The organism is Klebsiella sp. X13 (assembly GCF_003323835.1).
Taxonomy (GTDB): domain Bacteria; phylum Pseudomonadota; class Gammaproteobacteria; order Enterobacterales; family Enterobacteriaceae; genus Klebsiella; species Klebsiella ornithinolytica.
Map to the genome: position 1 here is coordinate 4,123,638 of NZ_CP030874.1, position 26,329 is coordinate 4,149,966.

29 protein-coding genes and 1 other RNA gene are annotated in these 26,329 nt (G+C 54.5%); 12 read left to right on the forward strand and 18 right to left on the reverse strand.

Annotated features, from left to right (window positions below; all coding sequences use genetic code 11):
* Positions 1-312 precede the first annotated feature (312 nt).
* The 3 genes from tomB to maa all read left to right on the forward strand — a co-directional run bounded on the left by tomB (position 313) and on the right by maa (position 1,650).
* A complete protein-coding gene (tomB, locus tag DSD31_RS19580) occupies positions 313-687 on the forward strand; it encodes an Hha toxicity modulator TomB (RefSeq protein ID WP_004858785.1) in 375 nt (124 codons plus the stop codon).
* 26 nt (positions 688-713) lie between these two features.
* A complete protein-coding gene (locus DSD31_RS19585) occupies positions 714-932 on the forward strand; it encodes an HHA domain-containing protein (protein WP_004858783.1) in 219 nt (72 codons plus the stop codon).
* 151 nt (positions 933-1,083) lie between these two features.
* Positions 1,084-1,650 (forward strand): maltose O-acetyltransferase, encoded by a 567-nt coding sequence (gene maa / locus DSD31_RS19590; protein WP_004858781.1) that lies wholly within the window; start codon positions 1,084-1,086, stop codon positions 1,648-1,650.
* Here the strand turns inward: maa and DSD31_RS26520 are convergent.
* Entirely contained in the window at positions 1,622-1,756 is a 135-nt protein-coding gene (locus tag DSD31_RS26520) for a hypothetical protein (RefSeq protein WP_223306663.1), read from the reverse strand. The genes maa and DSD31_RS26520 overlap by 29 nt on opposite strands.
* Between DSD31_RS26520 and DSD31_RS19595 the strand changes: the two genes are divergently transcribed.
* Positions 1,750-2,220: a YlaC family protein gene (locus DSD31_RS19595; RefSeq protein WP_004858780.1), complete on the forward strand. Its 471-nt coding sequence runs from the start codon at positions 1,750-1,752 to the stop codon at positions 2,218-2,220. The two genes, DSD31_RS26520 and DSD31_RS19595, sit on opposite strands and share 7 nt — an antisense overlap.
* Here DSD31_RS19595 and pdxR read toward each other — a convergent pair.
* Positions 2,195-3,646 (reverse strand): MocR-like pyridoxine biosynthesis transcription factor PdxR, encoded by a 1,452-nt coding sequence (gene pdxR, locus DSD31_RS19600; protein ID WP_032716766.1) that lies wholly within the window; start codon positions 3,644-3,646, stop codon positions 2,195-2,197. The two genes, DSD31_RS19595 and pdxR, sit on opposite strands and share 26 nt — an antisense overlap.
* A gap of 103 nt (positions 3,647-3,749) precedes the next feature.
* Here pdxR and DSD31_RS19605 point away from each other — a divergent pair, with 103 nt between their 5' ends.
* A complete protein-coding gene (locus DSD31_RS19605; protein WP_015585015.1) occupies positions 3,750-4,460 on the forward strand; it encodes a GNAT family N-acetyltransferase in 711 nt (236 codons plus the stop codon).
* On the opposite strand, the gene ykgO is transcribed toward DSD31_RS19605, so the two are convergent.
* The 3 genes from ykgO to DSD31_RS19620 form a co-directional block, all read right to left on the reverse strand.
* Positions 4,457-4,597 carry a type B 50S ribosomal protein L36 gene (ykgO, locus tag DSD31_RS19610; protein WP_003859006.1) on the reverse strand — a complete coding sequence of 47 codons (141 nt, stop codon included), beginning with the start codon at positions 4,595-4,597 and terminating at the stop codon, positions 4,457-4,459. The two genes, DSD31_RS19605 and ykgO, sit on opposite strands and share 4 nt — an antisense overlap.
* Positions 4,598-4,599: 2 nt before the next feature.
* The gene (locus DSD31_RS19615) at positions 4,600-4,860 is read right to left on the reverse strand and encodes a type B 50S ribosomal protein L31 (protein ID WP_004858777.1); all 261 of its coding nucleotides are present in this window, start codon (positions 4,858-4,860) and stop codon (positions 4,600-4,602) included.
* 117 nt (positions 4,861-4,977) lie between these two features.
* Positions 4,978-6,051: a LacI family DNA-binding transcriptional regulator gene (locus DSD31_RS19620; protein ID WP_032716764.1), complete on the reverse strand. Its 1,074-nt coding sequence runs from the start codon at positions 6,049-6,051 to the stop codon at positions 4,978-4,980.
* Between the two features lie 269 nt (positions 6,052-6,320).
* Here DSD31_RS19620 and DSD31_RS19625 point away from each other — a divergent pair, with 269 nt between their 5' ends.
* Complete coding sequence (locus tag DSD31_RS19625; protein WP_004858775.1) at positions 6,321-7,592, forward strand: maltoporin; 1,272 nt, start codon at positions 6,321-6,323, stop codon at positions 7,590-7,592.
* A 139-nt stretch (positions 7,593-7,731) separates the two neighbouring features.
* Here the strand turns inward: DSD31_RS19625 and DSD31_RS19630 are convergent, their stop codons facing one another.
* The 6 genes from DSD31_RS19630 to DSD31_RS19655 all read right to left on the reverse strand — a co-directional run bounded on the left by DSD31_RS19630 (position 7,732) and on the right by DSD31_RS19655 (position 14,934).
* Positions 7,732-8,046, reverse strand: a complete 315-nt coding sequence (locus tag DSD31_RS19630) for a glucose PTS transporter subunit EIIB (RefSeq protein ID WP_015585016.1) — start codon at positions 8,044-8,046, stop codon at positions 7,732-7,734.
* A gap of 69 nt (positions 8,047-8,115) precedes the next feature.
* Positions 8,116-10,173: a beta-galactosidase gene (locus DSD31_RS19635; RefSeq protein WP_088402142.1), complete on the reverse strand. Its 2,058-nt coding sequence runs from the start codon at positions 10,171-10,173 to the stop codon at positions 8,116-8,118.
* Positions 10,174-10,204: 31 nt separating this feature from the next.
* Entirely contained in the window at positions 10,205-11,407 is a 1,203-nt protein-coding gene (locus DSD31_RS19640) for a glycoside hydrolase family 53 protein (RefSeq protein ID WP_004858772.1), read from the reverse strand.
* A gap of 4 nt (positions 11,408-11,411) precedes the next feature.
* Positions 11,412-12,263 carry a sugar ABC transporter permease gene (locus DSD31_RS19645; RefSeq protein WP_004858771.1) on the reverse strand — a complete coding sequence of 284 codons (852 nt, stop codon included), beginning with the start codon at positions 12,261-12,263 and terminating at the stop codon, positions 11,412-11,414.
* 10 nt (positions 12,264-12,273) lie between these two features.
* A complete protein-coding gene (locus tag DSD31_RS19650) occupies positions 12,274-13,581 on the reverse strand; it encodes a carbohydrate ABC transporter permease (RefSeq protein WP_004858770.1) in 1,308 nt (435 codons plus the stop codon).
* 120 nt (positions 13,582-13,701) lie between these two features.
* The gene (locus tag DSD31_RS19655; protein ID WP_113991267.1) at positions 13,702-14,934 is read right to left on the reverse strand and encodes a maltodextrin ABC transporter substrate-binding protein; all 1,233 of its coding nucleotides are present in this window, start codon (positions 14,932-14,934) and stop codon (positions 13,702-13,704) included.
* Positions 14,935-15,288: 354 nt separating this feature from the next.
* Here DSD31_RS19655 and DSD31_RS19660 point away from each other — a divergent pair, with 354 nt between their 5' ends.
* From DSD31_RS19660 to DSD31_RS19670, 3 genes are all read left to right on the forward strand, one after another.
* Positions 15,289-16,398, forward strand: coding sequence for an ABC transporter ATP-binding protein (locus DSD31_RS19660; protein WP_004858768.1), 1,110 nt, complete (start codon positions 15,289-15,291; stop codon positions 16,396-16,398).
* 261 nt (positions 16,399-16,659) lie between these two features.
* Entirely contained in the window at positions 16,660-18,243 is a 1,584-nt protein-coding gene (locus DSD31_RS19665) for an EAL domain-containing protein (RefSeq protein WP_032716762.1), read from the forward strand.
* Between the two features lie 15 nt (positions 18,244-18,258).
* Positions 18,259-18,804 carry a flavin reductase family protein gene (locus DSD31_RS19670; RefSeq protein WP_032716760.1) on the forward strand — a complete coding sequence of 182 codons (546 nt, stop codon included), beginning with the start codon at positions 18,259-18,261 and terminating at the stop codon, positions 18,802-18,804.
* A gap of 47 nt (positions 18,805-18,851) precedes the next feature.
* Here the strand turns inward: DSD31_RS19670 and DSD31_RS19675 are convergent, their stop codons facing one another.
* Entirely contained in the window at positions 18,852-19,205 is a 354-nt protein-coding gene (locus DSD31_RS19675; RefSeq protein WP_004858763.1) for a DUF1428 domain-containing protein, read from the reverse strand.
* 92 nt (positions 19,206-19,297) lie between these two features.
* Positions 19,298-19,912 carry a membrane protein YczE gene (gene yczE, locus DSD31_RS19680; RefSeq protein ID WP_004858761.1) on the reverse strand — a complete coding sequence of 205 codons (615 nt, stop codon included), beginning with the start codon at positions 19,910-19,912 and terminating at the stop codon, positions 19,298-19,300.
* A gap of 92 nt (positions 19,913-20,004) precedes the next feature.
* Here yczE and yczR point away from each other — a divergent pair, with 92 nt between their 5' ends.
* Positions 20,005-21,432 carry a MocR-like transcription factor YczR gene (yczR, locus tag DSD31_RS19685; protein ID WP_113991268.1) on the forward strand — a complete coding sequence of 476 codons (1,428 nt, stop codon included), beginning with the start codon at positions 20,005-20,007 and terminating at the stop codon, positions 21,430-21,432.
* 132 nt (positions 21,433-21,564) lie between these two features.
* Here the strand turns inward: yczR and DSD31_RS19690 are convergent, their stop codons facing one another.
* From DSD31_RS19690 to ffs, 3 genes are all read right to left on the reverse strand, one after another.
* Positions 21,565-21,780, reverse strand: coding sequence for a hypothetical protein (locus tag DSD31_RS19690; RefSeq protein WP_004858752.1), 216 nt, complete (start codon positions 21,778-21,780; stop codon positions 21,565-21,567).
* Positions 21,777-22,034, reverse strand: coding sequence for a hypothetical protein (locus DSD31_RS19695; RefSeq protein WP_015585023.1), 258 nt, complete (start codon positions 22,032-22,034; stop codon positions 21,777-21,779). Before DSD31_RS19695 ends, DSD31_RS19690 begins: the two co-directional genes overlap by 4 nt.
* A gap of 394 nt (positions 22,035-22,428) precedes the next feature.
* Positions 22,429-22,525, reverse strand: an RNA gene (gene ffs / locus DSD31_RS19700) — signal recognition particle sRNA small type.
* Positions 22,526-22,988: 463 nt separating this feature from the next.
* Between ffs and DSD31_RS19705 the strand changes: the two genes are divergently transcribed.
* Positions 22,989-23,300 carry an MGMT family protein gene (locus DSD31_RS19705; RefSeq protein ID WP_004858749.1) on the forward strand — a complete coding sequence of 104 codons (312 nt, stop codon included), beginning with the start codon at positions 22,989-22,991 and terminating at the stop codon, positions 23,298-23,300.
* A gap of 37 nt (positions 23,301-23,337) precedes the next feature.
* Here DSD31_RS19705 and DSD31_RS19710 read toward each other — a convergent pair whose 3' ends face one another.
* A complete protein-coding gene (locus DSD31_RS19710; RefSeq protein ID WP_004858747.1) occupies positions 23,338-23,850 on the reverse strand; it encodes a YbaY family lipoprotein in 513 nt (170 codons plus the stop codon).
* 219 nt (positions 23,851-24,069) lie between these two features.
* Here DSD31_RS19710 and tesB point away from each other — a divergent pair, with 219 nt between their 5' ends.
* Positions 24,070-24,933 (forward strand): acyl-CoA thioesterase II, encoded by an 864-nt coding sequence (gene tesB / locus DSD31_RS19715; protein WP_004858746.1) that lies wholly within the window; start codon positions 24,070-24,072, stop codon positions 24,931-24,933.
* 98 nt (positions 24,934-25,031) lie between these two features.
* Here tesB and amtB read toward each other — a convergent pair whose 3' ends face one another.
* Complete coding sequence (gene amtB / locus DSD31_RS19720) at positions 25,032-26,318, reverse strand: ammonium transporter AmtB (RefSeq protein ID WP_004858745.1); 1,287 nt, start codon at positions 26,316-26,318, stop codon at positions 25,032-25,034.
* Positions 26,319-26,329: the final 11 nt, after the last annotated feature.

Genomic DNA, 26,329 nt, shown 5'->3' on the forward strand with positions numbered 1-26,329 from the left:
TATTCTTAACCCAGTGTTATCTGGGGGGTGAGAACTGGTGCCAAAGAAAAGTGCCTGCTAAATCAATGATCCATAAGCTTTGCTTTCGCAGAATCACCACATTGATTGCCGTGGCATAATAAGTTCAGATATTTTTAAGATAAATTAACGGCGATAATTGTAATTTTTCGTAATAGCACGGTGAAATCTTTTTAAGAGTGGATTATAGTTAAAACAACAGGATTACAATGTATGTGTCAGGTCTGTTAGTCGTGTTCATCCCACAACGGTGCTTGTTAGTCGTCGTTTAAACCACTAAAAAGGGGATGCGTTATGGACGAATACTCGCCAAAAAGACATGATATCGCGCAGCTTCGATTTCTTTGCGAAACCCTGTATCATGACTGCCTTGCAAACCTGGAAGAGAGTAACCACGGGTGGGTGAATGATCCAACGTCGGCTATTAATCTTCAACTTAATGAATTGATCGAACACATAGCCACGTTCGCGCTTAATTATAAAATTAAGTATGCTGAGGATAATAAACTGATCGCTCAGCTGGACGAATACCTGGATGACACTTTTATGTTGTTCAGCAGTTATGGCATTAACACGGCCGATCTACAGAAATGGCGCAAATCGGGAAATCGGTTATTCCGATGTTTTGTCAACGCCAGTCGGGAAAATCCGGCAAGTCTTTCTTGTTAGTATTATTACAATCAAAAGGTGAAGTTATGTCTGGTGAACCATTAACCAAAACAGACTATTTGATGCGCTTACGTCGCTGTCAGACAATTGATACGCTGGAACGCGTAATTGAAAAAAACAAATATGAACTTTCAGATAACGAACTGGCTGTATTTTACTCAGCGGCCGACCACCGTCTTGCTGAATTGACCATGAATAAGCTCTACGACAAAATCCCGACATCGGTGTGGAAGTTCATTCGCTAATTCATTTCACATCTCAGTCAGACGGTTAACCGGGTCCTCCCCTACTCTGGGTATAATTGTGATATTACTCGCATAAGTCACTAAAGCGCGCTCATGAAACCGGTTTCTTTTTTATACTGTGACGCCTACCTACCTTAATCAGGAAAGCATCATGAGTGAAGAGAAACGTAAAATGATCGCCGGTGAACTGTATCAGGCTGGTGATGCCACGCTACGGGCAGACCGCCTGCGCGCCAGGCAATTGCTGCATCGCTACAACCATTCGGCTCCGGACGAGCGGGAATGGCGGAAAATATGTCTGACTGAACTGTTTGGCCGGGCAAGCGATGCTTATATTGAACCCACTTTCCGCTGTGATTATGGTTACAATATTTTCCTCGGCACCAATTTCTACGCAAACTTTGATTGTGTGATGCTTGATGTCTGTCCGATTCACATCGGTGATAATTGTATGCTGGCGCCCGGCGTCCACATCTATACCGCCACGCATCCCTTAGATGCCGCCGAACGCAACAGCGGTAAAGAGTACGGTAAACCCGTTACTATCGGCCATAATGTGTGGATTGGCGGTCGGGCGGTCATTAATCCCGGGATTACTATCGGCGATAATGCCGTCATTGCATCCGGTGCCGTGGTCGTGAAAGATGTTCCGGCCAATGCCGTGGTCGGCGGCAACCCGGCGCAAATCATTAAGATGCTGACAGCGGAAAAAGCGTAACTGTTATGCTTTTCTGCAACTGATCTGTTACTTTCCCGAGAGATTCCCGCAACATAAAATAGCCTTCAGGCTGAGCCTTAGCAGAATTCGGGGACCAAGATGACAGAAATACAGCAACTGCTGACAAACACGATTGATGAGCTCAATGTGAAAGAGAAGCGCGACAACCGTCCGCGCTTTAGTATCAGTTTTATTCGCAATCATCCGTGGCTGTTCGTCGCAATGTACGCCGCGTTCCTCGCGACGTTCGTGGTCATGCTGACATCGGAAACGCTGGCCGATTCAGTTTGGCTACTGGTGGTTCTGTTCGCCCTGTTAAACGGCTTCTTCTTTTTTGACGTCTACCCGCGCTACCGCTACGAAGATATCGATGTCCTGGATTTTCGCGTTTGCTACAACGGGGAGTGGTACAACACGCGATATGTCCCTCAGCAGCTGATCGAACGCATTATGCAGTCACCCCGGGTGGCCGGCGAGCAGAAAACCCAGCTACAAAAAATGGTGGCGACGAAAGGTGAACTCTCGTTCTACGATATCTTCAGCCTCACCCGCGTCGATACCGCTCAATAAGACGATTCAACGTCCGCACCGCAGGGCCAAAATGCGAGGCGGACGTATTGCCATATCCCAGCACCAGCCCGCTTCGCGCGCGTTGTGTATCAAGGTAAAACCGGCTTAATGCCGCCGGTGCTTGTTGATACAGCCGCGCCTGTTCCACCACCGCTCCATCGTCTATCCCGTCAATGGCTACCGCCAGGTGCAGTCCGCCCTCGCCACCGAGAAGAGCAAAAGGTTGCGTCAGCTCCGCTGCCAGCACCTCACGGAGCTGCTGCTGTCGCCGGCGATACAAGCGCCGCATCGCCGCCAGATGACGCGCGTAATGCCCCTCTTCGATAAACAACGCCAGCGCTCGCTGTTCAGCCCGGTGACCACCGCGCAGCAGCGATCCCACGAATCCCTGAGCGGCTTGCGCCAGGGCGGGAGGCATCACCACGAAACCAATGCGCAGCGCCGGAAACAACGTCTTGCTGAAGGTGCCGATATAGACCACCGGCGCCTGTTTCATCATCCCTGACATGGCCGGAACAGGTTCCCCGCTATAGCGAAACTCGCTGTCGTAATCATCTTCAACAATCCATGCATCATGCTGGCGGGCATATTCCAGCAGCGCCAGACGCCTGCCTGCGCTCATCACCGCGCCACAGGGATATTGATGCGAAGGCGAGGTAAAAATCAGCCGCGGCGGCAGGTTCTCGTCCATGTCCGGACACATCCCTTCACTGTCTACCGGCATCCCTTTTACCTGTAACCCGGCCTTCATAAATACGCTCTTCGCGCCGGGATATCCCGGCTCTTCAACCCATGCGGTGTCACCCGCTTCGCTCAGCAGATGGGTACAGAGGTTGACGCCTTCGAGCGCGCCTTCGGTAATCACGATTTGCCGGGCGTCGCAGCGGATCCCGCGAGATAGCGCCAGATGACGGACAATCGCTTCCCGCAGCGCGGGTTCCCCTGCCGCCTCTCCGTAACCCAGCAGCGCGCTGCCCTCATCACGCAGCACCTTGTCGAGCAGCCGCCGCCAGAGCGGTAAAGGAAAATAGTTAATCGCCGGCGTGCCGGGAGTAAATATCAGCGTCGGCGAATCGCGACGGGTGCCGGGAGGTAGCGCGATCAGCCGCTCCGGCAACGCAATGGTCAGCGGTAGCCCTTCCCGCTCACCGGAGGCGGTCAGCGTCGCCACATACGTCCCCTGGCGGCTGCGCTGCAGGTAGCCTTCCATGGTCAGCTGCTCCAGCGCCCCGTTAATCGTATTACGCGACAAATTGAGCCGCGTCGCGATAGCACGTGAACCCGGCAGCCGACTACCGCCTGCCAGCGCTCCCTGTAAAATCGCCTCGCGCAGCGCACGATACAGCGTGCGCTGAAGGGTTTCATGACCTCGCCGGGACAAGGTGTGTTCCAGTAGGGTGAAGAAGGCATCATCAGGAATATTCATCTCGGCTCCTCGTGGCACCATCAAAACATACTCTGATGGATCTTTTTATGGAACCAGTAAAACTTTAGTCTCACGCTATTCCCCCGCAGATAAGGAGCCCCCCATGCAGCAACATAATTCGTTCGGACAACCCGTTGGCCAGGCCCTGCCCGACTGGCAGCCGCGCCCGTTTCCGCAACGTCAAATTCTCCAGGGACGTTATTGCCGCCTGGAGCCGCTGACTGCCGCTCACGCCAGCGCGCTCTTTGCCGCACATCAGCTGGCCCCGGATACCCGAAGCTGGACGTGGTTATTGCGCGAACCGGACAACTGCGTAGAGACGTTCAGCGCCTGGATAACCAGCGTGGAAAAGCTCAGCGATCCTCTCCATTTCGCCGTCGTGGATGAACGCACCCGACAGCCCGTCGGCTCCCTGGCGCTGATGCGTATTGATGCCCAAAATGGCGTGATCGAAGTCGGACACGTGCACTTCTCGCCGCTGCTCAGTCGGACCGCAATGGCGACGGAAGCCCAGTGGCTTCTGATGCGCTACGTCTTCGATACGCTCGGCTATCGCCGCTATGAGTGGAAATGTAATAGCCTGAACGAACCCTCGCGCCGGGCGGCGCAACGATTGGGGTTTCACTTTGAGGGACGTTTTCGCCAGGCGTTAGTGATAAAGGGCCACAACCGCGATACCGACTGGTTTTCGATAATCGACAGCGAGTGGCCACTGATAGATAAAGCGATGCAGCGATGGCTGGCCAGCGGAAACTTTAGCCCCGATGGTCAGCAGCGCGCCACGCTGGAGAGCTTCCGTACATCAGGAGATTAGCGTCTCTTCTTACGTCCCTGCACGGCTTTAAAACGAGGATTGCTTTTGCAGATAACGTACAGCCGCCCTTTGCGTTTCACAATCTGACAATCGGGGTGGCGCTGTTTCGCACTGCGCAACGAGTTGAGTACCTGCATCCTTAGTTCCTTTTAGCATCAATAAAGCCGCCGAAACGCTGGCGGAAACGTGCAGTGCTGCCTTCGCTGTTGAGGGCTTTCTGCTTACCGGTGTAATACGGGTGCGATTTGGACGACACATCGAGGGTGACATAAGGATAGGTCTCCCCATCCAGTTCAATTACGCGCTCGGTCTTGATTGTCGATCCCACTTTAAAATATTCATTCACGCTGGTGTCATGGAACACAACGGTACGGTAATGCGGATGGATATTGTCTTTCATGATAACCTCAACAGATATGTTATAACATAACAATAAGGTTACGCCGCAAAAAGACAAAGATCAACCATGAGAAGCTCAGGGATGTAAAATCGAGCGGCGCGAACCGCCCGTGAGAGATTAAGGATTCAGTTGATGTGCAAGCGCACGCAGCTGTTCTGCAATGGCCTGTAGGTCTTTACCCTGCTCCGTTTTTGGCCCGGTAGAATGACGCACGACCAGCCGGGCAGGCAGGATTGAAGAGGTATGCGACGTTTCGCCATCGCCGCTAGCAAGAATACGGCGTACGGCCTCTTTACCCTGCAAATCCAGATCCAGCGACACGGTGGTCAGCGCCGGATAGAAGAATGAGCTTTCATACGTATCATCATAGCCAATCACCGACTTCTCACCGGGAATCGGCACCTGATGCTGATGAAATGCGCTCAGTACCCCCAGCGCCATCTGGTCATTCCCCACCAGCACCGCCGTAAATTTCGGCGTCTCACGCAACATCTGCAGCGCGCCCGCATAGCCGCTCTGCGCGTCCCAGTTCCCGCGAATCACCGTCACCGGCTGTAGCCCATAGCCAGCCAGCGTCTCTATCCAGCTCTTCAGACGCAATTTTGCCGAGACGGAGCTTTCCGGCCCGGCCAGCAGCGCAATATCCCGATGACCCATTTCATACAGATATTTGACGCTCGCGCGGGTGCCGTCAGCCGGGTTAAACGAAACGTTAAACACGGAGCTATAGGGATCGACGTCGAGGAAGAGACAAAGGATATCATCATTGTCAGCCGCGATTTTCTGGGCTTGTTCGGTCTCCAGAGGCACGTTGATGATCACCTTATCAACCAGCTGGGACTTCAGCTCATTGATGGATTCCTGAATACTTTGATTGACGCTCTCATCAATCATAGAAATGAGCACCTGATAACCTTCCACATTCGCATAGCGTTTTACCGCTGCGGCAACTTGAGAAGGCGCGTGCAACGACAGTGAAATTGTCACCAGACCGACGGTCCGACTTTGCTTGCCCACCAGCTGTTGAGCCAGGCGGTTAGGGACATACCGCAATAGCTCAATGGATTTCTCCACCTTACGACGCGTGGCCTCGGATACATTAGCAGATTTATTGAGCACCCTGGACACGGTCTGATAGGAGACGCCTGCATGACGCGCGACATCTTCTAAGGTTGCGCTTTTCGACTTCATGGTCCGGTTCCTTATGTTGTTATCCCTGGATTGTAACAGGGGCCATTTAAAAAAACGCGCCCTGCAACGTTCCCATGCTAAAAAATGACAATAAAAGTATTACGCTCACAATACATCAAATTGTGAATGGACTCACTGACCGTAACAAATTACGCCATTTTATTTGCACTTAATCACACTATTACGATCATTAAATTGCCTGAAGTTACGTTTAGGCATTTCATGACACCGTTAATGTGAACGTAATACAAAACAATAAGAGGATAGACATGAACACTACGCTGCGCACAGTCTCTGTTGCGTTGGCCGCCGCGCTGATTTCACCATCCGTGCTCGCGGCTTCCGCCTCTGTTCCTGGAATCGATTTTCATGGTTATATGCGTGCCGGGGTTGGGGTCTCCGGGGATGGCAGTCTGGCCGAATGGCAAAAAAACAAAATTGGTCGTCTGGGTAACGAATCTGATACCTATGGCGAGCTGGAGTTGGGTTCTGAGGTGTATAAGAAGGATGACGTCAGCTTCTATCTCGATAGCATGGTCAGCATGGTCTCTGACGGTTCTAACGATAACGAAACCACCCTCAATGACGATGCGCAGTTTGGCCTGCGTCAGCTGAACCTGCAAATTAAAGGCCTGATCCCCGGCGATCCTAACGCGGTCATTTGGGGCGGCAAGCGCTACTATCAGCGCCACGATCTGCACATCATCGATACCAAATACTGGAACATCTCCGGTTCCGGGGCCGGGATCGAAAACTATACCTTAGGCCCAGGCGCCGTTTCACTTGCCTGGATCCGCGGTGATGCAAACGACGTCGATTACCGCGTCGACGGCGACAGCAACGTCAATATCAACTATGTCGATCTGCGCTATGCGGGCTGGAAACCGTGGTCCGGCGCCTGGACCGAATTTGGTATCGACTACGCGATGCCCAACACCACCAAAAAACAGGATAGCTACGGCGGGCTGTACGATGCCGATAACGGCGTGATGCTGACCGGCGAAATCAGCCAGGATATGCTGGGCGGCTACAACAAGCTGGTTCTGCAGTATGCAAATAAAGGGCTGGCGCAGAACATGGTCTCCCAGGGCGGCGGTTGGTACGACATGTGGAACTATGTCAACGATGCCACCGGCTATCGCGTGATCAACACCGGTCTGATTCCGATTACCGACAAATTCTCGATTAACCATGTGCTGACCTGGGGCTCCGCCGACGACATCACCGATTACACCAATAAAACGCGTTTACTCTCTCTGGTCGCACGCGGACAGTATCAGTTCACCGAGTATGTCCGTCTGATTGGCGAAGTCGGCGGTTTCTACCAGAAAGACAGCTATAAAAACAATACCGACTACAAACAAGCCGGCGAGAAATACACCATTGCGCTGGGTCTGGCCGATGGCCCGGACTTTATGTCACGCCCTGAATTACGTATTTTTGCCTCCTATCTCAATGATTCCGAGAATGGTAAACCGTTTGAAGATCAAACCGCCAGCAATACGTGGAACTTCGGCGTCCAGGTCGAAGCCTGGTGGTAAACGTATTTTTGTTATCTGAAGCTTTTTATCTCCAGCTGTAAGGTCGTAATTACCCTCCGGTAATGATTATTGCCATTGTTTTCTTTGTCTTGTTTTGGGGATAACTCTATATTGAGTTATCCCTTTTTATTTATGAATTTTATTTACGGCTGGTAAAATGCTCATCTAATAGTTGACGTAAGGTATCAGACTGCTTGCCAAAAATAGCGTGCACCTGTTGCCCGATAATAATTACACCCAGCGCCCCTTGCTGCTGTAGCGCCTGAGAATCGACGATAGCCAGATTATTCACCGTGACCCGTAAACGCGTAATACAGGCGTCGACATTAACAATATTTCCCTCCCCACCAAACGCCTGAATTAAATCCTGTAGCTGTTGCTTTTCAACATCACTTAACGGCACCGGTTGGCGAGGCTGGGCGAAATAATGCAGAAAGGATTTTAAACTTACCATCATGCACTCCTGATAATATCAAGGTAAAAAAAAGCCTGCTCGCAGGAGCAGGCTCGGATAACGCAGTGATTACGCTTTACGACTGAGAATACGGCAGTCCCATGCGGTTAAGGTCAACGGCGCGCTAATGGCCGCACCGGAGAGACTGTCCTGATAGCCCTGCGGCAGGCTTACGCTGTGCTGCTGAGCGCTGTAGTTCTGCAAGAAAACATAGGTCGTTTCGCCATCGGTGCGGGCCGTGGCGACCACGCCCGGCGGAAGCTCACTCTCGATCGCCCGCGGTAAGGCCAGCTCCCGGCTGATAACCGCGAAGAAATCGCGCTGGAAAGCCAGGTCGTTGCGTGAGGCGACATGCCAGGCCTTCCCCTTGCCGAAATGATTAACGGTCACCGCCGGGCGGCCGGCGTAGAAATCATCACGATAGGTTGCCAGCGGCCGGGCGCTTTCGGCATGAATCAGCTCGCACAGATGGCGCACCTGATACGGCCCCTGTAACCCGCCTTCGTTGCCTGCCAGCCCCTGAACCAGGTTGCGCTCGCCGTCATTCAGGCAATCAATCTCCTCCGCCCAAATCCCCAGCAGGTTGCGCAGCGGTCCCGGGAAACCACCAAGGTGGCAAAGATCGGACTCATTAACGATCCCCGTCCAGTAAGTGGTCACCAGATTGCCTCCGTCGGCGACAAACGCTTCGGCGCGCGCGGCAAACCCATCGCGAACCATATACAGCATCGGGGCGATAACCAGCTGGTAGGCGCTCAGGTCGCCATCGGCATCGATGATATCGACCGCAATACCCTGCTCCCAGAATGGCCGGTAGTGTTCATTAACGGTATTTTCATACTCCATCCCGAGATTACGCGGGCCCTGCGCATCATCCAGCGCCCAGCGGTTTTGCTGGTCAAAGATAATCGCCACTTTCGCATCGGTGCGACAGCCCACCACGCCAGGCAGACGACTGAGCATATCACCCAGCCGGCTGACTTCGCGGCCGACGCGGGTATCCAGATGACCAACGTGGTCAATGACCGCGCCGTGGAATTTCTCCACCGAGCCACGGCTCTTACGCCACTGGAAATACTGAACTGAGTCTGCCCCGTGGGCGACAGCCTGCATGGAGGAGAGAATATGCATCCCCGGTTTTTTCAACTTACTGGTCGGCTGCCAGTTGGTGGCGCTCGGCGTTGATTCCATCAGCACGAACGGCTTGCCGCCCTTCAGACTGCGCATCATGTCATGGTACATCGCGGTATAGCAGGCCAGCGTGGTTTCATCTTTGTCGCGATGCCACATCGGATAGCTATCCCAGGAGATGAAATCCAGCGCCTGCGCCAGCTGCCAGTAGTCGTAATCGTAGAAGTACTCCATGAAGTTGGTGGTCACCGGCAGGTCGGCATTCGCCGCCTTCAGCGGGGCAATCTCATGGCGGCAGAAGTCCGTGACCTGCGCCGTGTTAAAGCGACGCCAGTCAAGGTTCAGCCCGTGAATGGACACTTCCCCCTGCGGTGCCGGCGACTCAATCTGCGACCAGTCGCTGTAGGTATGGCTCCAGAAAGTGCTCCACCAGGCGTGATTGAGATTATCCAGCGTTTGATAACGCGCTTTCAGCCAGTCGCGGAACCGCGCCTGACAGCGTTCACAATGGCAATCTCCGCCATATTCATTGGAAATATGCCAGCCGAGAACCGCCGGATGCTGTGCGTAGCGTTCCGCGAGCAGGCTGTTGATTTTAAAAATCTTCTCCCGATAAACCGGTGACGTCATACAGTGGTTATGCCGTCCGCCGTGCAGCGCCGGTACCCGGTCGCGCCCCACTCGCAGCACCTGCGGATAGGCCTGCGACATCCAGGCCGGGCGCGCGCCGCTTGGCGTAGCCAGAAATACGTGAATACCGGCGGCGTACAGCTTATCCAGAATGCTGTCCAGCCAACCAAATTCAAATACGCCTTCCTGAGGTTCAAGTTTGGCCCAGCTGAAAATCCCCACCGACATGACATTGCATTTAGCCTGCTGCATCATGGCAATATCTTGATCGATAATACCGGGATAATTTTCCCACTGTTCCGGGTTATAGTCAGCGCCATGCAATAGCGCATTGACCTTCGGACTCAAAGGCGCAAATTTATTCATAATAAACATCCTGAAGTGTAAAACTTAACGATTAATTAAAGACTTTTGCTGAAGGTAATACTTTTCCCTGGCAATCAAACAGCGCCTGATTTTCCCGGGCATTACCCTGCTTCCATTCATCGTGGATATATTTCATTCCCGCCGGTGTAGCCCAGGTATTTCCCGGCACGGCGATCCAGGTCGGTTCCCAATAAAAAATACCTTTCCCGCGCTGGTCGGGAACATCGGCAACGGCCTGCATTAAATCGTGGATATAATTATATTGTCCCTGTACCGTGGCCGGATAACCGCCCTCTTTTTCTTCTTTGGCCTGGAAACTGTTTTCCGCGTTATCGCAATTTTCCAGGGTATAGGCATAGGCGGCTTCCACGACGATCACATCTTTGTTATAGCGCCTGCTGATATCATCCATATTCGCTTTCAGCGCACTAATCGGGCCGTTCCAGTAGGTGTACATCGACAGACCGATGATGTCGTACGGTACGTTGCGCTTACTGATTTCATCAAACCACCAGCGGAAGGTATCGTTCTTAGTGCCTTCAGCCAGATGAAGCATGATTTTCACCTGCTCGCCATTCTGCAGATTCTCTTTCAGGCCGTCGATTGCCGCATTCAGCAGGCCAGCCAGACGGTCAAATTCACCGCCGCCCTGCCCCCAGCTTTTGCCTTCCGGCCACAGCATGCCGCCATTTATCTCATTGCCAATCTGCACCATATCCGGCAGAACGCCTTCCTGTTTAAAGCGGGCGATGGTGTCACGGGTGTAGTCGTGAATGGTCGTTTTCAGCTGCGGATAATCCATTTTTTCCCAGGCTTTCGGTTTGAATTGTTTACCCGGGTCGGTCCAGAAATCGCTGTAGTGGAAATCCAGCAGCAGCTTCATACCCTGCGCTTTTGCCCGCTTCGCCAGCGCCAGCGTCGCCGCCAGATCGTTATCACCGCCGCCGTAGCCCTGACCCTGCGCATCTTTCGGGTCAACCCACAGGCGCAGGCGGACATAGTTCACGCCATCGGCCTTCAAAATGGCGATCGGATCCTGCTGCTGGTTGTTGTGGTTATAAAACTTTGCCCCGTGCTTTTCCGCATCCAGCAGCGTAGAGATATCAGCGCCTTTAATAAAATCCGCAGGCAGCGCGCGAAATGCGCGCGTTTGCAGCGCCTCGGCGGCCAGTGCAGCGGGGGAAAAACTGCATGCCAGACAAACAGCAAGCAACGCGGGTGTTAATCTTTTCATGGGGTTATCCTTTTGTACTGCCAGAGGTCAGGCCGGAAACAAAGTATTTTTGTAATGCCAGGTAGAGAATCGCGACCGGAACGGCAATCAGCACCGCTCCTGCTGCGTAAGTGGTGTAGCTGGCGCCCATTTTTTGCGCCACCAGGTTGTACAGGCCAATCGGCAGCGTGTATTTGTCCGGCGTACGCAGGATGGTGCTCGACAAAATAAAATCGCCCAGCGGACCGGTGAATGAAAACAGCGCCACCACCGCGAGAATCGGTTTTGACAGCGGCATAATGATCTCAAAGAAAATACGGAAGCTGCTGGCACCGTCCATTCTTGCCGACTCATCCAGATCTTTCGGGATCGCGTCGAGATAGCCCTTCATCAGCCAGGTATTCATCGGGATCATGCCGCCAACGTAGATCAGCACCAGCGCCAGATGGCTGTTGATCAGTCCCAGCAACTGCGAGAGCACGAAGATCGCAATCAGCGCAGAAAACTGCGGGATCATCTGCAGCAGCAGGAACAACATCAGTCCATTCTGCCGCCCTTTAAAACGAAAGCGGGAAAAGGCGTAGGCGGTAAAACTGACGCTGATTAAGGTCAGCACCATGGTCATGAAGCTGATTTTCATCGAGTTCCAGTACCAGGTGAGGTAGTTCACATTGCCGTTGAACAGGTCGGCATAGTGCTGGAATGACAGGTTCTCCGGAATAATCGAGGTGCTGAGCAGGCTGTTTCCGGCATTCAGCGACGCGCCGACGGTCCAGACCAGCGGATAGATAATCACCACCGAGACCAGGATAACAATCAGCCAGGTGAGTGACAGGCGAATCCACTTTTCGCGTTTAATACTGGGTGATTTAGCCATGTTGCTTCCCTTACGCCATGTCATCGTTTTTGAAGGATTTTGTGGCGCGGAACTGCCACAGTGCCAGGCCGACGACAAATATCGACAGCAGGATAGTAATGGTCGCCGCAATGGCATATTGCGAAGACGACATCGTCAGTTTGTAGATCCACGACACCAGAATGTCCGTCCCGCCGGCGTTCGAACCGGCGACCGCTGGACCGCCGTTGTTGAACAGGTAAATGATGTTGAAGTTGTTAAAGTTGAAGGTGTACTGGGTGATAATGATCGGCGCGATCGAGTACAGCACCAGCGGTAACGTAATGGTCCGCAGGCGGGTAAAGGCGCTGGCGCCGTCCATGGTCGCAGCTTCATAAAGATCGTCAGGAATCGCCTGCAGCACGCCGGTGGTCATGGCAAAGACAAACGGAAAACCCAGCCAGGTTTGCATCATGATCAGCGCGGTCTTCGTCCAGAACGGATCGGTCAGCCACGCCTTCGGGCCAATGCCAAAGAACGACAGAATCGCGTTGTTGATCACCCCAAACGAGTCGTTAAACATCCCCGCAAACACCAGGATCGTGACAAACCCCGGAACCGCCCACGGCAGGATAAAAATAGTGCGAATCATCGGTTTAAAGCGCAGATCTTTCTGGTTCACGAGGATTGCCAGCAGCACACCGACGGTGCATTGCAGAGTCGTTGCCAGCAGCGTCCACACCACCGTCCACTGCAGCACGTCAAAGAAGGTCGAGCGCCAGATAGAGAGCGTGAAAATATTGATAAAGTTTTTAAAACCCACCCAATCCACCAGCTTCGCCGGCGGCGTGTGGTAGAGGTTGTAGTTAGTGAACGCGATGGCAAAGCCAAAAAGAATCGGGAAGATGACAACGAACACCAGCAAAATAAAGCCGGGGCTGATCATCAGATACGGAAACCCCTGGTTCAACAGCATCTGATACTGTTTGCGCACGCTGTTCAGCGCCACGCCTTCATCGCGCTTTCTGCCGTTAACCCAGGCGTCGCGCAACGAAAGAGAGTAAATGAGCAGGCCAAAAGCGACGATCAGCACGCTGATGATCCCTTCCGCCAACAGGAAAATGGAGTTATCCCTCGGGACTTCCTCGCCCAGGGTGTAGAGCCCCCACAGGCCTTCCTGCAGGAAGTCATAAAAAACCCCCATGAAACTGCTCAGCAGGACCAGGAAGACAAGCCCCTTCAGCCACTGGCGATGATAAAACTGGCCAAAACCCGGCACGACAGCCAGCAGCAGGCCGCACCACGCATGACGTCCTGCGCCGCGCGACTCGGCAATATTTTCGCTGGGATTGATAATCACACACCACTCCTTCTGAAAACGGGAGGTCCTCCTCCCGCTTCTTTACATCTATGCCCTGATAATCCGGGTAACAGGTCAGCGGCCAACGCGCCTGTCACCTTAAAATGACGGACATCACGATTACTGGTTGCTGGCCTGCATAGCCTCGATCTGCATCTTGATCTGTTTCTCGGCATTATCGAGCGCCGTCTGCGGCGGCTGTTTGCCGGTCAGGCTGAGCTCCAGCGCCGCGTTCGCCGGCCCCCACACTTCGCCCATTTCCGGGATACCCGGCATCGCCGTGGCGCGAGCAGATTGCACCGCCACCGCGCTGGCTTTCTCGTCATTCTTGATAAGCGGATCGTCAATCATTGCTTTCAGCGCCGGGATCTCGCCGGTTGCCACATAGCGCGCCTTCACGTACTGAGGCTGGTTGATAAACTCAATAAACTGCTGCGCCAGCGCTTTGTCTTTGCTCCAGGTCGACACCACGTACCCTTTTACGCCAAGGAACGAGCTCATCGGTTTGCCGTCTGGCAGCATCGGCAGCGGCGCAACGCCGTAGTTAATCCCCGCCGCTTCGTACGGCTGGAACGCCCATGGACCGTTGATCACCGCCGCCGCTTTCTTCTCCGTGAATAACGAGTCGATAGCATTCAGCCCGTTATCTCCGAGGATCCCCGCCGGGAAGACCTTGTCGCTATAGAATTTTTTCAGGAAGGTAACGGCTTCGACCGCGCCGGGTTTATTCAAACCGACGTCCTGCGGATTAAAACCGCCCTTCTCGTTTTTGCCGAAGATATAGCCGCCCATCGGGCCAATCGCCCCCCAGCTGTAATAGATCTGATCGAACTTGGCCAGCAGGCCATATTTGTTCTGCGCCCGCTGCGCTTTCGAATAGTCAAACCACGCCTGCAGGCTATCCAGCGGTTTGTCGATCAGCTCTTTGTTGTAAATCAGCACCAGGGTTTCCACCGCTTTCGGCACGCCATACAGCACGTTATCCAGCCGGAAGGCATTAATTGACGCCGGGGTGAATACCTCCTGCTTCGCCTGATCCAGCGTCAGCGGCGACAGCAGCCCCTGCACAACCGCCCCCCCGAGCTGGTCATTCGGGATCACCAGCACATCCGGGCCAATCCCGGCCGGACCATCAAGGCGCAGCTTTTCCAGCTGCTGTGCATAAGGCATCTCCTGCACGTTGACCTTAACGTCGTACTGTTTTTCAAAATCGCCGATCGCGGCTTTAATCCCGTCGGATTTCTTGATGTCTTCCCAGACGTTCAGCTGACCGGCGGCGTGCGCCTGCAGGCTGACAAGCTGCCCGGCAGCCAGAGTCGTGAGGATAAGTGCAGCAAGGATGTTCTTTTTCATTATCAACCTCATGTGAAGGTATAACAATTTATTGGTTTTTATTTGATGAATTCATTTATCGCTGTGTTTGAATCAACTGATAAATGGCGACTTACAACGCTAAATCCAGATTTTCCTGATTTGTTATACGCTACGCTTTGAAGGCGTATAAAACTACACCAGACTACCAGTTGTGTGATCGTGATTGCAGAAATGAAACATCGATGTAGGGCTCAAAAATACTGGAAGTTATAGTCATCCCATGATTTCAGCGCTGTTGAGCATTGTTCAGCCTGGTTGTTACACGTAATACAAAAAACCACTGCAACCCTAATCCCAACGGCAAATAACGATTACTAACCCCGGGGAATGTTGATGTCCAATATACGACTGAGGAATGTCACCAAACGGTTTGGTACTACCGTGACGCTGCACCAGGTCAATCTTGATATCGAAGACGGTGAATTTGCGGTCTTTGTCGGGCCATCCGGCTGCGGGAAATCGACCCTGCTGCGGATGATCGCCGGACTTGAGGAGGTCAGCGATGGCGAGGTGCTGATCGGTGATGAGGTGATGAATGATGTGGTGCCCGCCCACCGCGGGGTGGCCATGGTTTTCCAGTCCTATGCGCTCTATCCGCACATGACGGTGGCGGAAAATATGGGCTATGGCCTGAAGGTTAATAAAGTGCCAAAGGACGAGATTCGTCGTCAGGTCGAAATGGTGGCTAAAACGCTACAGCTGACCCATCTGCTGGACCGCAAACCGAAACAGCTCTCCGGCGGCCAGCGCCAGCGTGTGGCAATCGGCCGCGCCATCGTACGTAACCCGCGGGTGTTTATGTTTGATGAACCGCTCTCGAACCTGGATGCGGAGCTGCGCGTCGAGATGCGTCTGCACATCGCCAAACTGCACCATGAGCTAAAAACCACGATGGTGTATGTCACCCACGATCAGGTGGAAGCGATGACCCTGGCCGATAAAATCGTGGTGATGAACTACGGGAAAGTCGAGCAGATGGGGTCGCCGATGGCGCTGTACTACAACCCGGTCAACCGGTTCGTCGCCGGTTTTATCGGCTCACCGAAAATGAACTTCCTGCCCGCCACGGTCAGCGCCTGGCAGCCGGGGCAGCTCACCGTACAGATGGCGCAGCATCATAGCCTGACGCTGAATATCACCACCTCGCCGCTGCAACCCGGTGATGCGGTGACGCTGGGGATTCGCCCGGAACACCTGTCGACCGACGTTCGCAGCGGCACGGTCGTGGAGTTTCAATGTGAAGTGGTTGAACGCCTGGGGAACAACACCTACCTGTTCGGCCAGTGCTATGGACATGACAACGTAAAAATTCTGCTGCCCGGCGATGTTCACTTCCGCCCGTGGCAGAAAATCGACGTCGCCTTCGACGACCGCTTCTGTATGGTTTTCGATGAAAACGATCTGCGGATCAGCGCCGATATTACTGCGCCGGATGCTCATTAAAAAACATCTGGCTGTCATGATTACGCGGTAAACTGAACCCGGATGCTGATAACGCAAGCTATCGGCATCCAGCTCCAGCCCTCGTTTTAATTCGCACCGCTCATTGCCTCGACCGCTGCGGATCATCCACTGTTAGCCCGATATCCGCGCCATGTCGTGATTCGGGCATTTTTTAAATCCAATAATAATTGTCGCTCGTCTGCGACCTTTCTCCGCTATCGGATATACTCATCAAAACCCCAATAACATAAGGACATGCGCATGACGACCAGGAATCTGGTGAGTCTGGTGACCGGGGTATTGATACTCGCCGTTATTGTACCGATTGCCTTAAGCATCTGGCTGGCGACCAGCCAGGCAACAATACTGTTTTATTCCGAACTGGATAACTACTCTTCCCGCGTGCTGATGCGCATTCAGCAGGTGGCGAGCCAGGCAAGAGAAGCGCTGCAGGAAGCCGATGCCCACAGCGCTGCCGCCTGCAGCCCACAGCATCTGCTCGCGATGCGCCGAATCGCCTATACCCATCGCTATGTGCAGGAGGTACTGTGGCTCAAAGGTTCGGTACCGCAATGTTCTTCTCTTGAAGATCGCAGTACCCCGGTCTCCTTTCCAGCCCCCGACCACCTCACCACCGACGGCTATCGGGCCTGGCTCACTACGGTCAACGATCTCGGTCTGAAGCACAAAATGACGGCGTTAGGCAGTCAGAATCATGTCGTGATGATCGATCCCGCCTCATTTATCGATATCATCTCGCCCGGCCATGAAAATATTCACGCCATTCTGTTTGGCATGAAAGAAAAGCAGGTCATTACCAGCAGCGAACCTCTCGACCCGGTGGTCTGGGAGCAAATCAAGCACCTGGATGGCCAGACGCTCACCGTCGATAACACGGTTTATCGCCTCCATCGTATTCCTGAACTGGGGCTGGCTATCGCCACCTGGTCATCCACGCTACCGCTGCAGGAAAAATTCCGCCATCAGCTGGTGCTGTGGCTTCCCCTCGGCCTGTTTATCAGTCTGCTGACCTCATTTTTGCTACTGCGACTGCGCCGCACCTTACGCTCGCCGCGCTATGGGATGCTGGATGCGCTGCACTCCGACGCGATTCGGGTCCATTACCAGCCCATCGTCTCGCTGAAAGATGGCAAAATCGTCGGCGCCGAGGCCCTGGCGCGCTGGCAGCAGCCCGACGGCAGCTTTTTATCGCCGGATATTTTTATTCCGCTTGCCGAAGAGACCGGGCTCATTACCCATTTAACCGAAGATATTGTGCGGAAAATTTTCGCCGAACTCGGCCGGTGGCTGCACATGCATCCGGAACTCCACATTTCGATTAATCTGTCGGTCGACGATCTGCGCTCGCCTACCCTGCCAGCCCTTCTGGCCGATCTGTTGCGGCAGTGGGAGATCGCGCCGGCGCAAATTACGCTTGAGCTGACGGAGCGCGGTTTCGTCGATCCCGAGACCACTCTGCCGGTGATCGCCCGCTATCGTCAGGTGGGGCACCGTATTTCAATCGATGATTTCGGAACCGGCTATTCCAGCCTCAGCTACCTGCAAAAACTGGATGTCGATATCCTGAAAATTGACAAATCCTTCGTCGATACCCTCGAATATAAGCCGCTGACGCCGCATATCATCAAAATGGCAAAAGCGCTCCATCTGGCCACCATTGCCGAAGGCGTCGAAACAGCAGAACAGCGCGACTGGCTGTGTCAGCACGATGTGCTCTACGCCCAGGGCTGGCTATACAGCCCGGCCTTGCCGAAAGAGCAGTTTATTCTGTGGGCGGAAAATAACCTTAAAGCGCATTGCGCTACGCTTAAGGTAAATCCATGAAGGGAGACGTCCCAGATGCAAAAATATCCCTGGCCTTTACACGATGTGCGCCACTGGCTGGAACCCGGCGCCGTCGTCTTAATCAGCAGCCGCTGGCAGGATCGAAATAATATCATGACCCTTGGCTGGTATACGGTGCTGGAGTTTTCCCCCTCGCTGGTAGGTTGCATGATTTCCGCCGGCAATATCAGTTTCGACATGATTCGCCGCAGCGGGGAGTGCGTTATCAACCTGCCAGATGCCGCAATGGCGGAGACGGTCGCCAGAATCGGGAACTGTGACGGTGACGCGGTGGACAAGTTTGCCGCCTTCCGGCTCACCGCGGAAGCCAGTGAACAGGTCTCCGCGCCGTCCATTGCCGAATGCCACGCCAGCTTTGAATGCCGGATCTTCGACGATGCGCTGGTGGACAGCTATAACTTCTTTATTTTTGAAGTGGTGGCGGCACGCGTAAAACCGCAGCCCAGGTGGCCGCAGACCCTGCACTATAGCGGCGGCGGTCTGTTTCGTACCGACGGCGAGGTGCGCGATTATCGCCATCTGTTTACCAAAGTATCCTGACCCCGCCCCTGCCGTCCCCTTGCACAGGAAAGGGACGGCGGGACAGATTATTCATCCAGTAATGGCAGGAAGCCGCCGAAAATCATTCGTTTACCATCAAACGGCATGCTATCGCCGAACGCTTTCATCCTTGGGTCGGCCATCATGGTGGCATTCGCCGCGTCGCGCACCTCTTTTGACGGATATTCTATCCAGCTGAACACGACCTCTTCGTCGCTCTCGGCTTTCACCGCCATGCGAAAATCGGTGAGCTTACCGTCCGGCACATCGTCCGCCCAGCACTCCACCACCCGTAGCGCACCAAACTCTTTAAACAGCGGCGCGGCCTTTGCTGCCAGCTCGCGATAGGCCTCCTTATTTTTCGCGGGCACGGCAACGACAAAACCATCAACGTACTTCATGAGTATGATCTCCGAAGTGAACAGCGCGACCGGCGAACCCGGCCGCATCTGTAAGGCTAAGTTTAGCCCTCATCCCTGGTCACGGGATAAAATCAGGAGACGACCTCACCGGTAGCGTTGACCGCTTTGCGCACCGTCGGCTGGCGAAACCAGGGTAAACACAGCTGGATGAGCGGCCCAATCGTCAGCGCATAAAGCACGGTGCCGACGCCAACGGTACCGCCCAGCGCCCAGCCGATCGCCAGGACCGATAGCTCAATGACGGTGCGGATCCCCCGCAAAGACCATCCGGTACGGGCATGCAAACCGGTCATCAGCCCGTCACGCGGTCCGGGGCCAAAACCGGCGCCAATATACATCCCCGTGGCCAGAGCATTCAGCACGATAGCGCCGATCAGCATCAGACCGCGCAACACCAGCGACTCCATCGGCGGCAGAACGGCCAGCGTGGCGTTTGCCGCCAGCCCCAGCACGATCACATTGCTGACCGTTCCCAGACCCGGCATTTGACGCAGCGGGATCCACAACAGCAGTACCGCAGCCCCGGTCAGAATAATCACCGTGCCAAAATCGAGGCCAAACTGCTTACCCACGCCAAGATGAAAAACATCCCACGGATCGGCACCCAGATTGGCATGAACAAACAACGCGGTCGACACGCCGTACAGAACAAGACCGATATAGAGCTGCACTAATCGACGTAACATTTTTTATTTTACCTCTGGATGATTGCGGACCTCGCCATCATCAGCAAAAATGGATTGATAATTAATGGCCAGTTTTTTAAAAGTGGATCGCTATGGTTTCTCGTCGCTTCGGTACGCAATCGCTGGTACGCCTGCTGGGCCACTGGCAAGAGTCTTCGACCCGAACGCCGCTCTGGCGCCAGCTGGCGGACGCCCTGCGTCTGCTGATTCTCGATGGTCGCCTGACGCTGGAGACGCGCCTCCCGGGCGAACGGGAGCTGGCCGCGGCCCTGAACGTCAGCCGCACTACCATCGCCAGCGCGCTCGGCCAGCTGCGTGAAGAGGGATATCTTTACAGTCGTCAGGGAAGCGGTTCGCGTATCGCGCTGCCGGAACGAGCGGACACGGTGACAAAAGTGGACTTCCGTCCCTCATCGGTCAATCTGGCCACCGCCGCTCTGAGCGCCGGACCTGAGATTCACCAGGCCTATCATCAGGCCCTGACAATGCTGCCGCAGCATCTGTCCAATACCGGTTACGATCAGCACGGTCTGCCGGTATTGCGGGAGGCGATAGCCCGCCGCTACTGCGAACGAGGTCTTCCAACCCGCAGCGAGGAGGTGATGATTGTGAACGGCGCACTGAGCGCATTTTCGCTGGTGCTTCGCCTGCTAACCGGACCAGGCGACCGGGTGGTGATTGATGCGCCATCCTATCCCATGGCGCTCAGCGCCATTCAGGGCGCCTCCTGCCGGCCGGTCGGCGTCGCCCTGCCGCAGCACGGCTGGGACTGCGACGGACTGGCGGCAACCATTGCGCAAACCGCGCCGCGGCTGGCATGGCTGATGCCTGATTTTCATAACCCGACCGGTCGCTGTATGGATAGCGCCACCCGTCAGCGGGTGGCCGATATGGCGGCACAAACGCGTACGACGCTGGTGGTCGATGAGACAATGGTGGACTTATGGTACAACGCTCCGCCACCGCCGCCGCTGGCGACCTTCAATCCCGAGGCGCCGGTGATCACGATTGGCTCGGCCGGAAAAAGTTTCTGGGGGGGATTGCGTATCGGCTGGATCCGCGCCTCCTCACGTACCATTGCCTCGTTAGTTCAGGCCCGGGATTCACTCGACCTGGGCACCCCGCTGCTTGAACAGCTGGCCTGCAGCTGGCTGCTCGAAAACGATCGCACCTGGCTCCCGGCGCGTCGAGCAATGCTGGCCGCGCGCCGCGATATGTGTGGCGCGCTCATGACGGAATACTTTCCCCGCTGGCGCTTCACATCGCCTGAAGGCGGACTGTCGTTTTGGGTAGAATTACCGGGCATGCTGGCGACGATCTTCTCAGCAAGAGCGGAGAGTCTTGGGATTCATATTGGTACCGGGACACGCTTCGGTCTGGCTGGCGCCTTTGACCGCTACTTGCGTTTACCTTTCACCCTCGACGATGAGGAGTTGCGCAATGCGTTTACAACCCTGCAGCCAGTGTGGGCGGGTCTGACGCAACAGAGTGAAAATACGCGAATGCGTAAAATAATATAATAAAATATCGACGGGCTGGGTTCAGCCCGTCAAAAGTCATCATCCATGACGCATATGAGATGTTTTTTATAAATTGCACTTCATGATGTCATTGCTATATGTCAGCCCGATGACATCAATGAATAAATTTCATTAATGCTGGCGTGGGATAGGAAAGCTTTTTAACGAGATAATAAAACCATCTTCATCTTTTTTTATTTTCGCCCCGGTATCACACCAGTCGGAGGCAATGCGAAAGAACTCATCACTACCGATATTCCAGTTGAGGCGAACATGCTTAACATACCCTGAACGTAATAAGTCGCAGGCTTCGCTATAGTTGCTGGCTGTAGAGAGTTGTTGTTTCATTTTTTCTTCTTCAGAATTTTTCTTAATGCTTTGATTTCTTTAGGGGTTAATGGAGAAGCTTCCTCTTCGGTATGCTGGCTATCGATATCCTCTTCCGAAACCCCCGCCTCACCTGCTGAATCTGCTATTTGAAATGCCAGCAGCAGCAGTTTCTCCGTTGCAGTACCCAGATTCTCGTTATTTACTTCCGCATAATGACGCAGCTTTTCTTTTAACTCCGCATCAATTTTTACGTTCAAAACTACTGTAGTCATCGTCATGCTTCCCGTGCAATAAATTTATCATAATTAATACACGAAGTTAACAAACTGATCCAGACATATATTTTCAGCTGCCGATCGGGCAATAAATTCCCAGAGATAATCTGCCAGTTATTTGTGACATGAAAATGACATTAATATTTCATTATTATTTCAAATTTATGACATATGTTTTTAAAGCATAAACCGAGGGGGTTTTTAGAGGCGGTACTGGCAGGCACGATGATCCGCAAACTTTCCGCTACTTCTCGTGCTGGCACGATTCGGGAGCACAATAATCAGGGAAAAACAGTCCAACATGCAGAGTGCGAAAGCGGGTCTTTTTGCTGTACGCTGGAGCATGGGAAAAACAAGGAAAGAGACAGGGATCCCCAGAATTGGGTGGGGGCCCTGCCAGCTACATCCCGGCACACACGTCGTCTGCTCTGGCTGCTTCCTTCCGGATCTGACCTGGTAAACAGAGTAGCGTTGCGGGAGAACCAACAGAGCCCCCATTGAGAGCGTCGTTATCCAACGCGCAGCCGCATTATCCCTACTGGACCAACGAATTGCAAGCTCACCCCAACCGGATGCTGGTTTATTGTGCAGCGACGGGCGAAAAGCTTGTCTAACCCTGGCGAGACCGGCAACGCGACGTCGCCCCGGCTGCGGTGCTCTATTCCACGGTCAGCGTCCTGCGGCGTAGTGATTTGCGCAGACGGCCCTTCGAAGCCCGCGGCCGCCTCGTCTGCCCGATTCTCTGCGGGCCACGCTGATTATCAATCCTCGTTCCCGGTACCTGAAATTTTTCGAAAGCTTGATAGCCATCGGTTCGCACGGCAACGTGCACGGGATGTCGATTTCTGGCCTCGCACTCGATTTCACTATCGTCAACCCCTTATAGCCCCACGCTGTACAGCCACTCAGTCAGCGCTTATTCTGAGCCTTTCCCGGTTTACAGGACGCACGATGGATTCTCACGACACTTTTCCCCGGCGGGTCTGGCAAATTGTGGCCTCAATTCCGGAAGGTTACGTCGCCACCTATGGCGATATCGCACGGCTGGCGGGTTCACCCCGTGCGGCGCGCCAGGTTGGCGGGGTCCTCAAGCGCCTGCCTGAAGGCTCCACGCTTCCCTGGCACCGGGTGGTCAACCGCCACGGCGACATTTCCCTTACTGGCCCGGATCTGCAGCGCCAGCGCCAGGCGCTGCTGGCTGAAGGTGTCCAGGTGTCCGGCAGCGGCCATATCGATCTGCAGCACTATCGCTGGATTTACTGAAGGTAAAAAAATGCCCCTCGGCAGGGGCATAGATGGCTTACTGCGCGGCAGGAGCATCGCTGCTGGCGACCGGTACGGCCGTCTGCTGTACCGGCACCAGAATCAGGTCGGCCCGGTTCCCTCCCCCATTCACCACCGTCTGCACGGTATCGGTGATAAACATCATCTGACCGTTAACCGTAATGGCCGAGCTCAGCAAAATGCGGGCATTCGGTTTAATATCCGCCGGGTTGTAAGGCAGGACAAAGTTATACGGCGGCTGCTGACCTTCGGTACGAACCGTTTTCTGCGCCAGGACATGCGCCGGCGCATCGGCCAGTGACGCATCCGATAAGGTGACAGTCAGTACCGCATCCGGCGGTAGGGCGACTCTCTGCCGGATCGAGATAGTCCCTGATACATTAGGCTGCTGCTGCGAAGAAGTCAGTGACGCAATGCCATATGGATCGGGGGCAGCCGCGTTATTGGCCGTCGTGGCGCCGTGATTATTCGCGCAGGCGGTCAACGCGGTTGCAACGGCTAAAGCACTTAACATATAGGCAAATTTCATTATGTTCTCCTTTTCATCCCTTTACTTGCAGGAGTATGTCCTGCCGACTGGCGAGCAGTAACATTGGCATCGTGGATAAGTGTGGCACAGATCTCAGTTCTCTTCCTGCAAATGGCCCTTTATTCAGATTATTACACCCATCGGACCACTTGCGATTCCAGGTTATACTTGGCCTCAATACGCGCTGCGCAAGGCAGTTATCATTGATTGAGGGTAAATATGAGTCAGGCACTAACCAATCTGCTGGCATTATTGAATCTGGAAAAAATTGAAGAAGGGTTATTCCGCGGGCAGAGTGAAGATCTGGGTTTACGTCAGGTTTTTGGCGGCCAGGTCGTCGGTCAGGCGCTGTACGCGGCGAAAGAAACCGTGCCTGCCGAGCGTCTGATCCATTCATTCCACAGCTATTTCCTGCGCCCTGGCGATAGCCAGAAACCGATTATTTATGACGTCGAAGTGCTGCGCGATGGTAACAGCTTCAGCGCCCGTCGGGTCGCGGCCATTCAAAACGGGAAACCCATTTTTTATATGACCGCCTCTTTCCAGGCGCCAGAACCCGGCTATGAGCACCAGAAATCGATGCCGGCCGCCCCTGCGCCGGATGGTCTGCCTTCCGAAACCGACATCGCGCGCAAGCTGGCGCACCTGCTGCCGCCGCAGGCCAGAGATAAGTTCCTCAGCGACAAACCGCTGGAAATCCGCCCGGTTGAGTTTCACAACCCGCTGAAGGGCCACGTTGCGGAGCCGACCCGTCAGGTGTGGATCCGCGCTAACGGCGCGGTGCCGGAGGATATTCGTATCCATCAATATCTGCTGGGCTACGCTTCCGATTTCAATTTCCTGCCGGTGGCGCTCCAGCCGCACGGCGTCGGGTTCCTGGAGCCGGGGATGCAGGTAGCGACGATCGACCACTCGATGTGGTTCCATCGCCCGTTCAACATTAACGACTGGCTGCTGTACAGCGTTGAGAGCACTTCTGCGTCCAGCGCCCGGGGCTTCGTTCGCGGTGAGTTTTATACTCAGGATGGCACGCTTGTGGCATCAACGGTGCAGGAAGGGGTCATGCGTAACCGTAACGCGTAAGATGTCATGGGCGAGGGATAACGCCTGATGCTGTCCCTCATGACGAAAAAAAGCCTCCCGACGGGAGGCTTTGCTGCTACTGGAGATGACTCAATTTATCAGGCGTTGTAGGCGTTTTCGCCGTGGCTGTTGACATCCAGACCTTCGCGTTCCTGCTCTTCCGGAACACGCAGACCTACGGTCATATCCGCCACTTTATAACCGATGAAGGCCACAATGCCGGACCAGACGATAGTGATGCCGATACTTTCCAGCTGTACCAGCAGCTGATGGCCCATGGTAACGCCTTCCGCATAGCCGACGCCGCCCAGAGAGGTTGCGGCAAAGATACCGGTCAGGATACAGCCCACGATACCGCAGACACCGTGTACGCCGAACACATCGCACGGGTCATCAACACGCAACCAGCGTTTCAGAACCGTTACCCCCCACAGACCCGCCAGGCCGGAGGCGAGACCCACAATCAGTGAGCCGCCTACACCGATGTAACCACATGCCGGGGTAACGCCAACCAGACCAGCAATCGCCCCGGAACAGGCACCTAACAGAGAAGGTTTACCGCGGGTCGCCCATTCGCCGAAGGTCCAGGCCAGAATAGCCGCAGCGGTCGCCACAACGGTGTTGACGAAAGCCAGCGCGGCAATTTCGTTCGCCGCACTCGCGGAACCGGCGTTAAAGCCAAACCAGCCAACATACAGGATTGCCGTCCCGGTGAAGACCATCGGCAGGTTATGCGGTTTGAACGCTTCTTTGCCAAAGCCAACGCGTTTGCCCATCATATAGGCGCCCACCAGACCGGCAACGGCGGCGTTGATATGCACTACGGTACCACCGGCGAAATCCAGCGCGCCGTGCGTCGCCAGCAGACCACCGCCCCATACCATGTGTGCAATCGGCACATAGGAGAGCGTCATCCAGACGACGACGAAAATCAGCACCGCGGAGAAGCGAATACGTTCAGCCAGCGCGCCCACGATCAGGCCAACGGTGATGCAGGCGAAGGAGCCCTGGAAAGCGACGTGGATGTACTGATAGAAGGTCCCCATCAGCGCTTTCAGCTCTATGTTTTTCAATAATACCCAGTCGAAGCTGCCGAAGAAGCTGCCGCCGGTACCAAACGCCAGGGTGTAGCCATAAACCACCCACAGCACACATACCAGCCCAAAGGTGACGATGACCTGGGTCAGCATAGAGAGCACGTTTTTACCGCGAATCAGGCCACCATAGAACAGCGCAATGCCCGGAATGGTCATAAACAGCACCAGCGCGGTGCAAATCATCATAAAGGCGTTGTCGGCTTTATCTGCCACCGCCGGTGCGGCCATCGCCAGCCCCGGAAGCAGTGCCAGCGAACCCAGACCCGTTTTCATTGTTGCTATTTTCATTTTCTCGATCC

Bases quoted from the DNA above. Each gene is read 5' to 3' on its own strand.
- tomB (WP_004858785.1), top strand. From the start codon at position 313: ATGGACGAATACTCGCCAAAAAGACATGATATCGCGCAGCTTCGATTT.
- DSD31_RS19585 (WP_004858783.1), top strand. From the start codon at position 714: ATGTCTGGTGAACCATTAACCAAAACAGACTATTTGATGCGCTTACGT.
- maa (WP_004858781.1), top strand. From the start codon at position 1,084: ATGAGTGAAGAGAAACGTAAAATGATCGCCGGTGAACTGTATCAGGCT.
- DSD31_RS19595 (WP_004858780.1), top strand. From the start codon at position 1,750: ATGACAGAAATACAGCAACTGCTGACAAACACGATTGATGAGCTCAAT.
- pdxR (WP_032716766.1), bottom strand. From the start codon at position 3,646: ATGAATATTCCTGATGATGCCTTCTTCACCCTACTGGAACACACCTTG.
- DSD31_RS19605 (WP_015585015.1), top strand. From the start codon at position 3,750: ATGCAGCAACATAATTCGTTCGGACAACCCGTTGGCCAGGCCCTGCCC.
- ykgO (WP_003859006.1), bottom strand. From the start codon at position 4,597: ATGCAGGTACTCAACTCGTTGCGCAGTGCGAAACAGCGCCACCCCGAT.
- DSD31_RS19615 (WP_004858777.1), bottom strand. From the start codon at position 4,860: ATGAAAGACAATATCCATCCGCATTACCGTACCGTTGTGTTCCATGAC.
- DSD31_RS19620 (WP_032716764.1), bottom strand. From the start codon at position 6,051: ATGAAGTCGAAAAGCGCAACCTTAGAAGATGTCGCGCGTCATGCAGGC.
- DSD31_RS19625 (WP_004858775.1), top strand. From the start codon at position 6,321: ATGAACACTACGCTGCGCACAGTCTCTGTTGCGTTGGCCGCCGCGCTG.
- DSD31_RS19630 (WP_015585016.1), bottom strand. From the start codon at position 8,046: ATGGTAAGTTTAAAATCCTTTCTGCATTATTTCGCCCAGCCTCGCCAA.
- DSD31_RS19635 (WP_088402142.1), bottom strand. From the start codon at position 10,173: ATGAATAAATTTGCGCCTTTGAGTCCGAAGGTCAATGCGCTATTGCAT.
- DSD31_RS19640 (WP_004858772.1), bottom strand. From the start codon at position 11,407: ATGAAAAGATTAACACCCGCGTTGCTTGCTGTTTGTCTGGCATGCAGT.
- DSD31_RS19645 (WP_004858771.1), bottom strand. From the start codon at position 12,263: ATGGCTAAATCACCCAGTATTAAACGCGAAAAGTGGATTCGCCTGTCA.
- DSD31_RS19655 (WP_113991267.1), bottom strand. From the start codon at position 14,934: ATGAAAAAGAACATCCTTGCTGCACTTATCCTCACGACTCTGGCTGCC.
- DSD31_RS19660 (WP_004858768.1), top strand. From the start codon at position 15,289: ATGTCCAATATACGACTGAGGAATGTCACCAAACGGTTTGGTACTACC.
- DSD31_RS19665 (WP_032716762.1), top strand. From the start codon at position 16,660: ATGACGACCAGGAATCTGGTGAGTCTGGTGACCGGGGTATTGATACTC.
- DSD31_RS19670 (WP_032716760.1), top strand. From the start codon at position 18,259: ATGCAAAAATATCCCTGGCCTTTACACGATGTGCGCCACTGGCTGGAA.
- DSD31_RS19675 (WP_004858763.1), bottom strand. From the start codon at position 19,205: ATGAAGTACGTTGATGGTTTTGTCGTTGCCGTGCCCGCGAAAAATAAG.
- yczE (WP_004858761.1), bottom strand. From the start codon at position 19,912: ATGTTACGTCGATTAGTGCAGCTCTATATCGGTCTTGTTCTGTACGGC.
- yczR (WP_113991268.1), top strand. From the start codon at position 20,005: ATGGTTTCTCGTCGCTTCGGTACGCAATCGCTGGTACGCCTGCTGGGC.
- DSD31_RS19690 (WP_004858752.1), bottom strand. From the start codon at position 21,780: ATGAAACAACAACTCTCTACAGCCAGCAACTATAGCGAAGCCTGCGAC.
- DSD31_RS19695 (WP_015585023.1), bottom strand. From the start codon at position 22,034: ATGACTACAGTAGTTTTGAACGTAAAAATTGATGCGGAGTTAAAAGAA.
- DSD31_RS19705 (WP_004858749.1), top strand. From the start codon at position 22,989: ATGGATTCTCACGACACTTTTCCCCGGCGGGTCTGGCAAATTGTGGCC.
- DSD31_RS19710 (WP_004858747.1), bottom strand. From the start codon at position 23,850: ATGAAATTTGCCTATATGTTAAGTGCTTTAGCCGTTGCAACCGCGTTG.
- tesB (WP_004858746.1), top strand. From the start codon at position 24,070: ATGAGTCAGGCACTAACCAATCTGCTGGCATTATTGAATCTGGAAAAA.
- amtB (WP_004858745.1), bottom strand. From the start codon at position 26,318: ATGAAAATAGCAACAATGAAAACGGGTCTGGGTTCGCTGGCACTGCTT.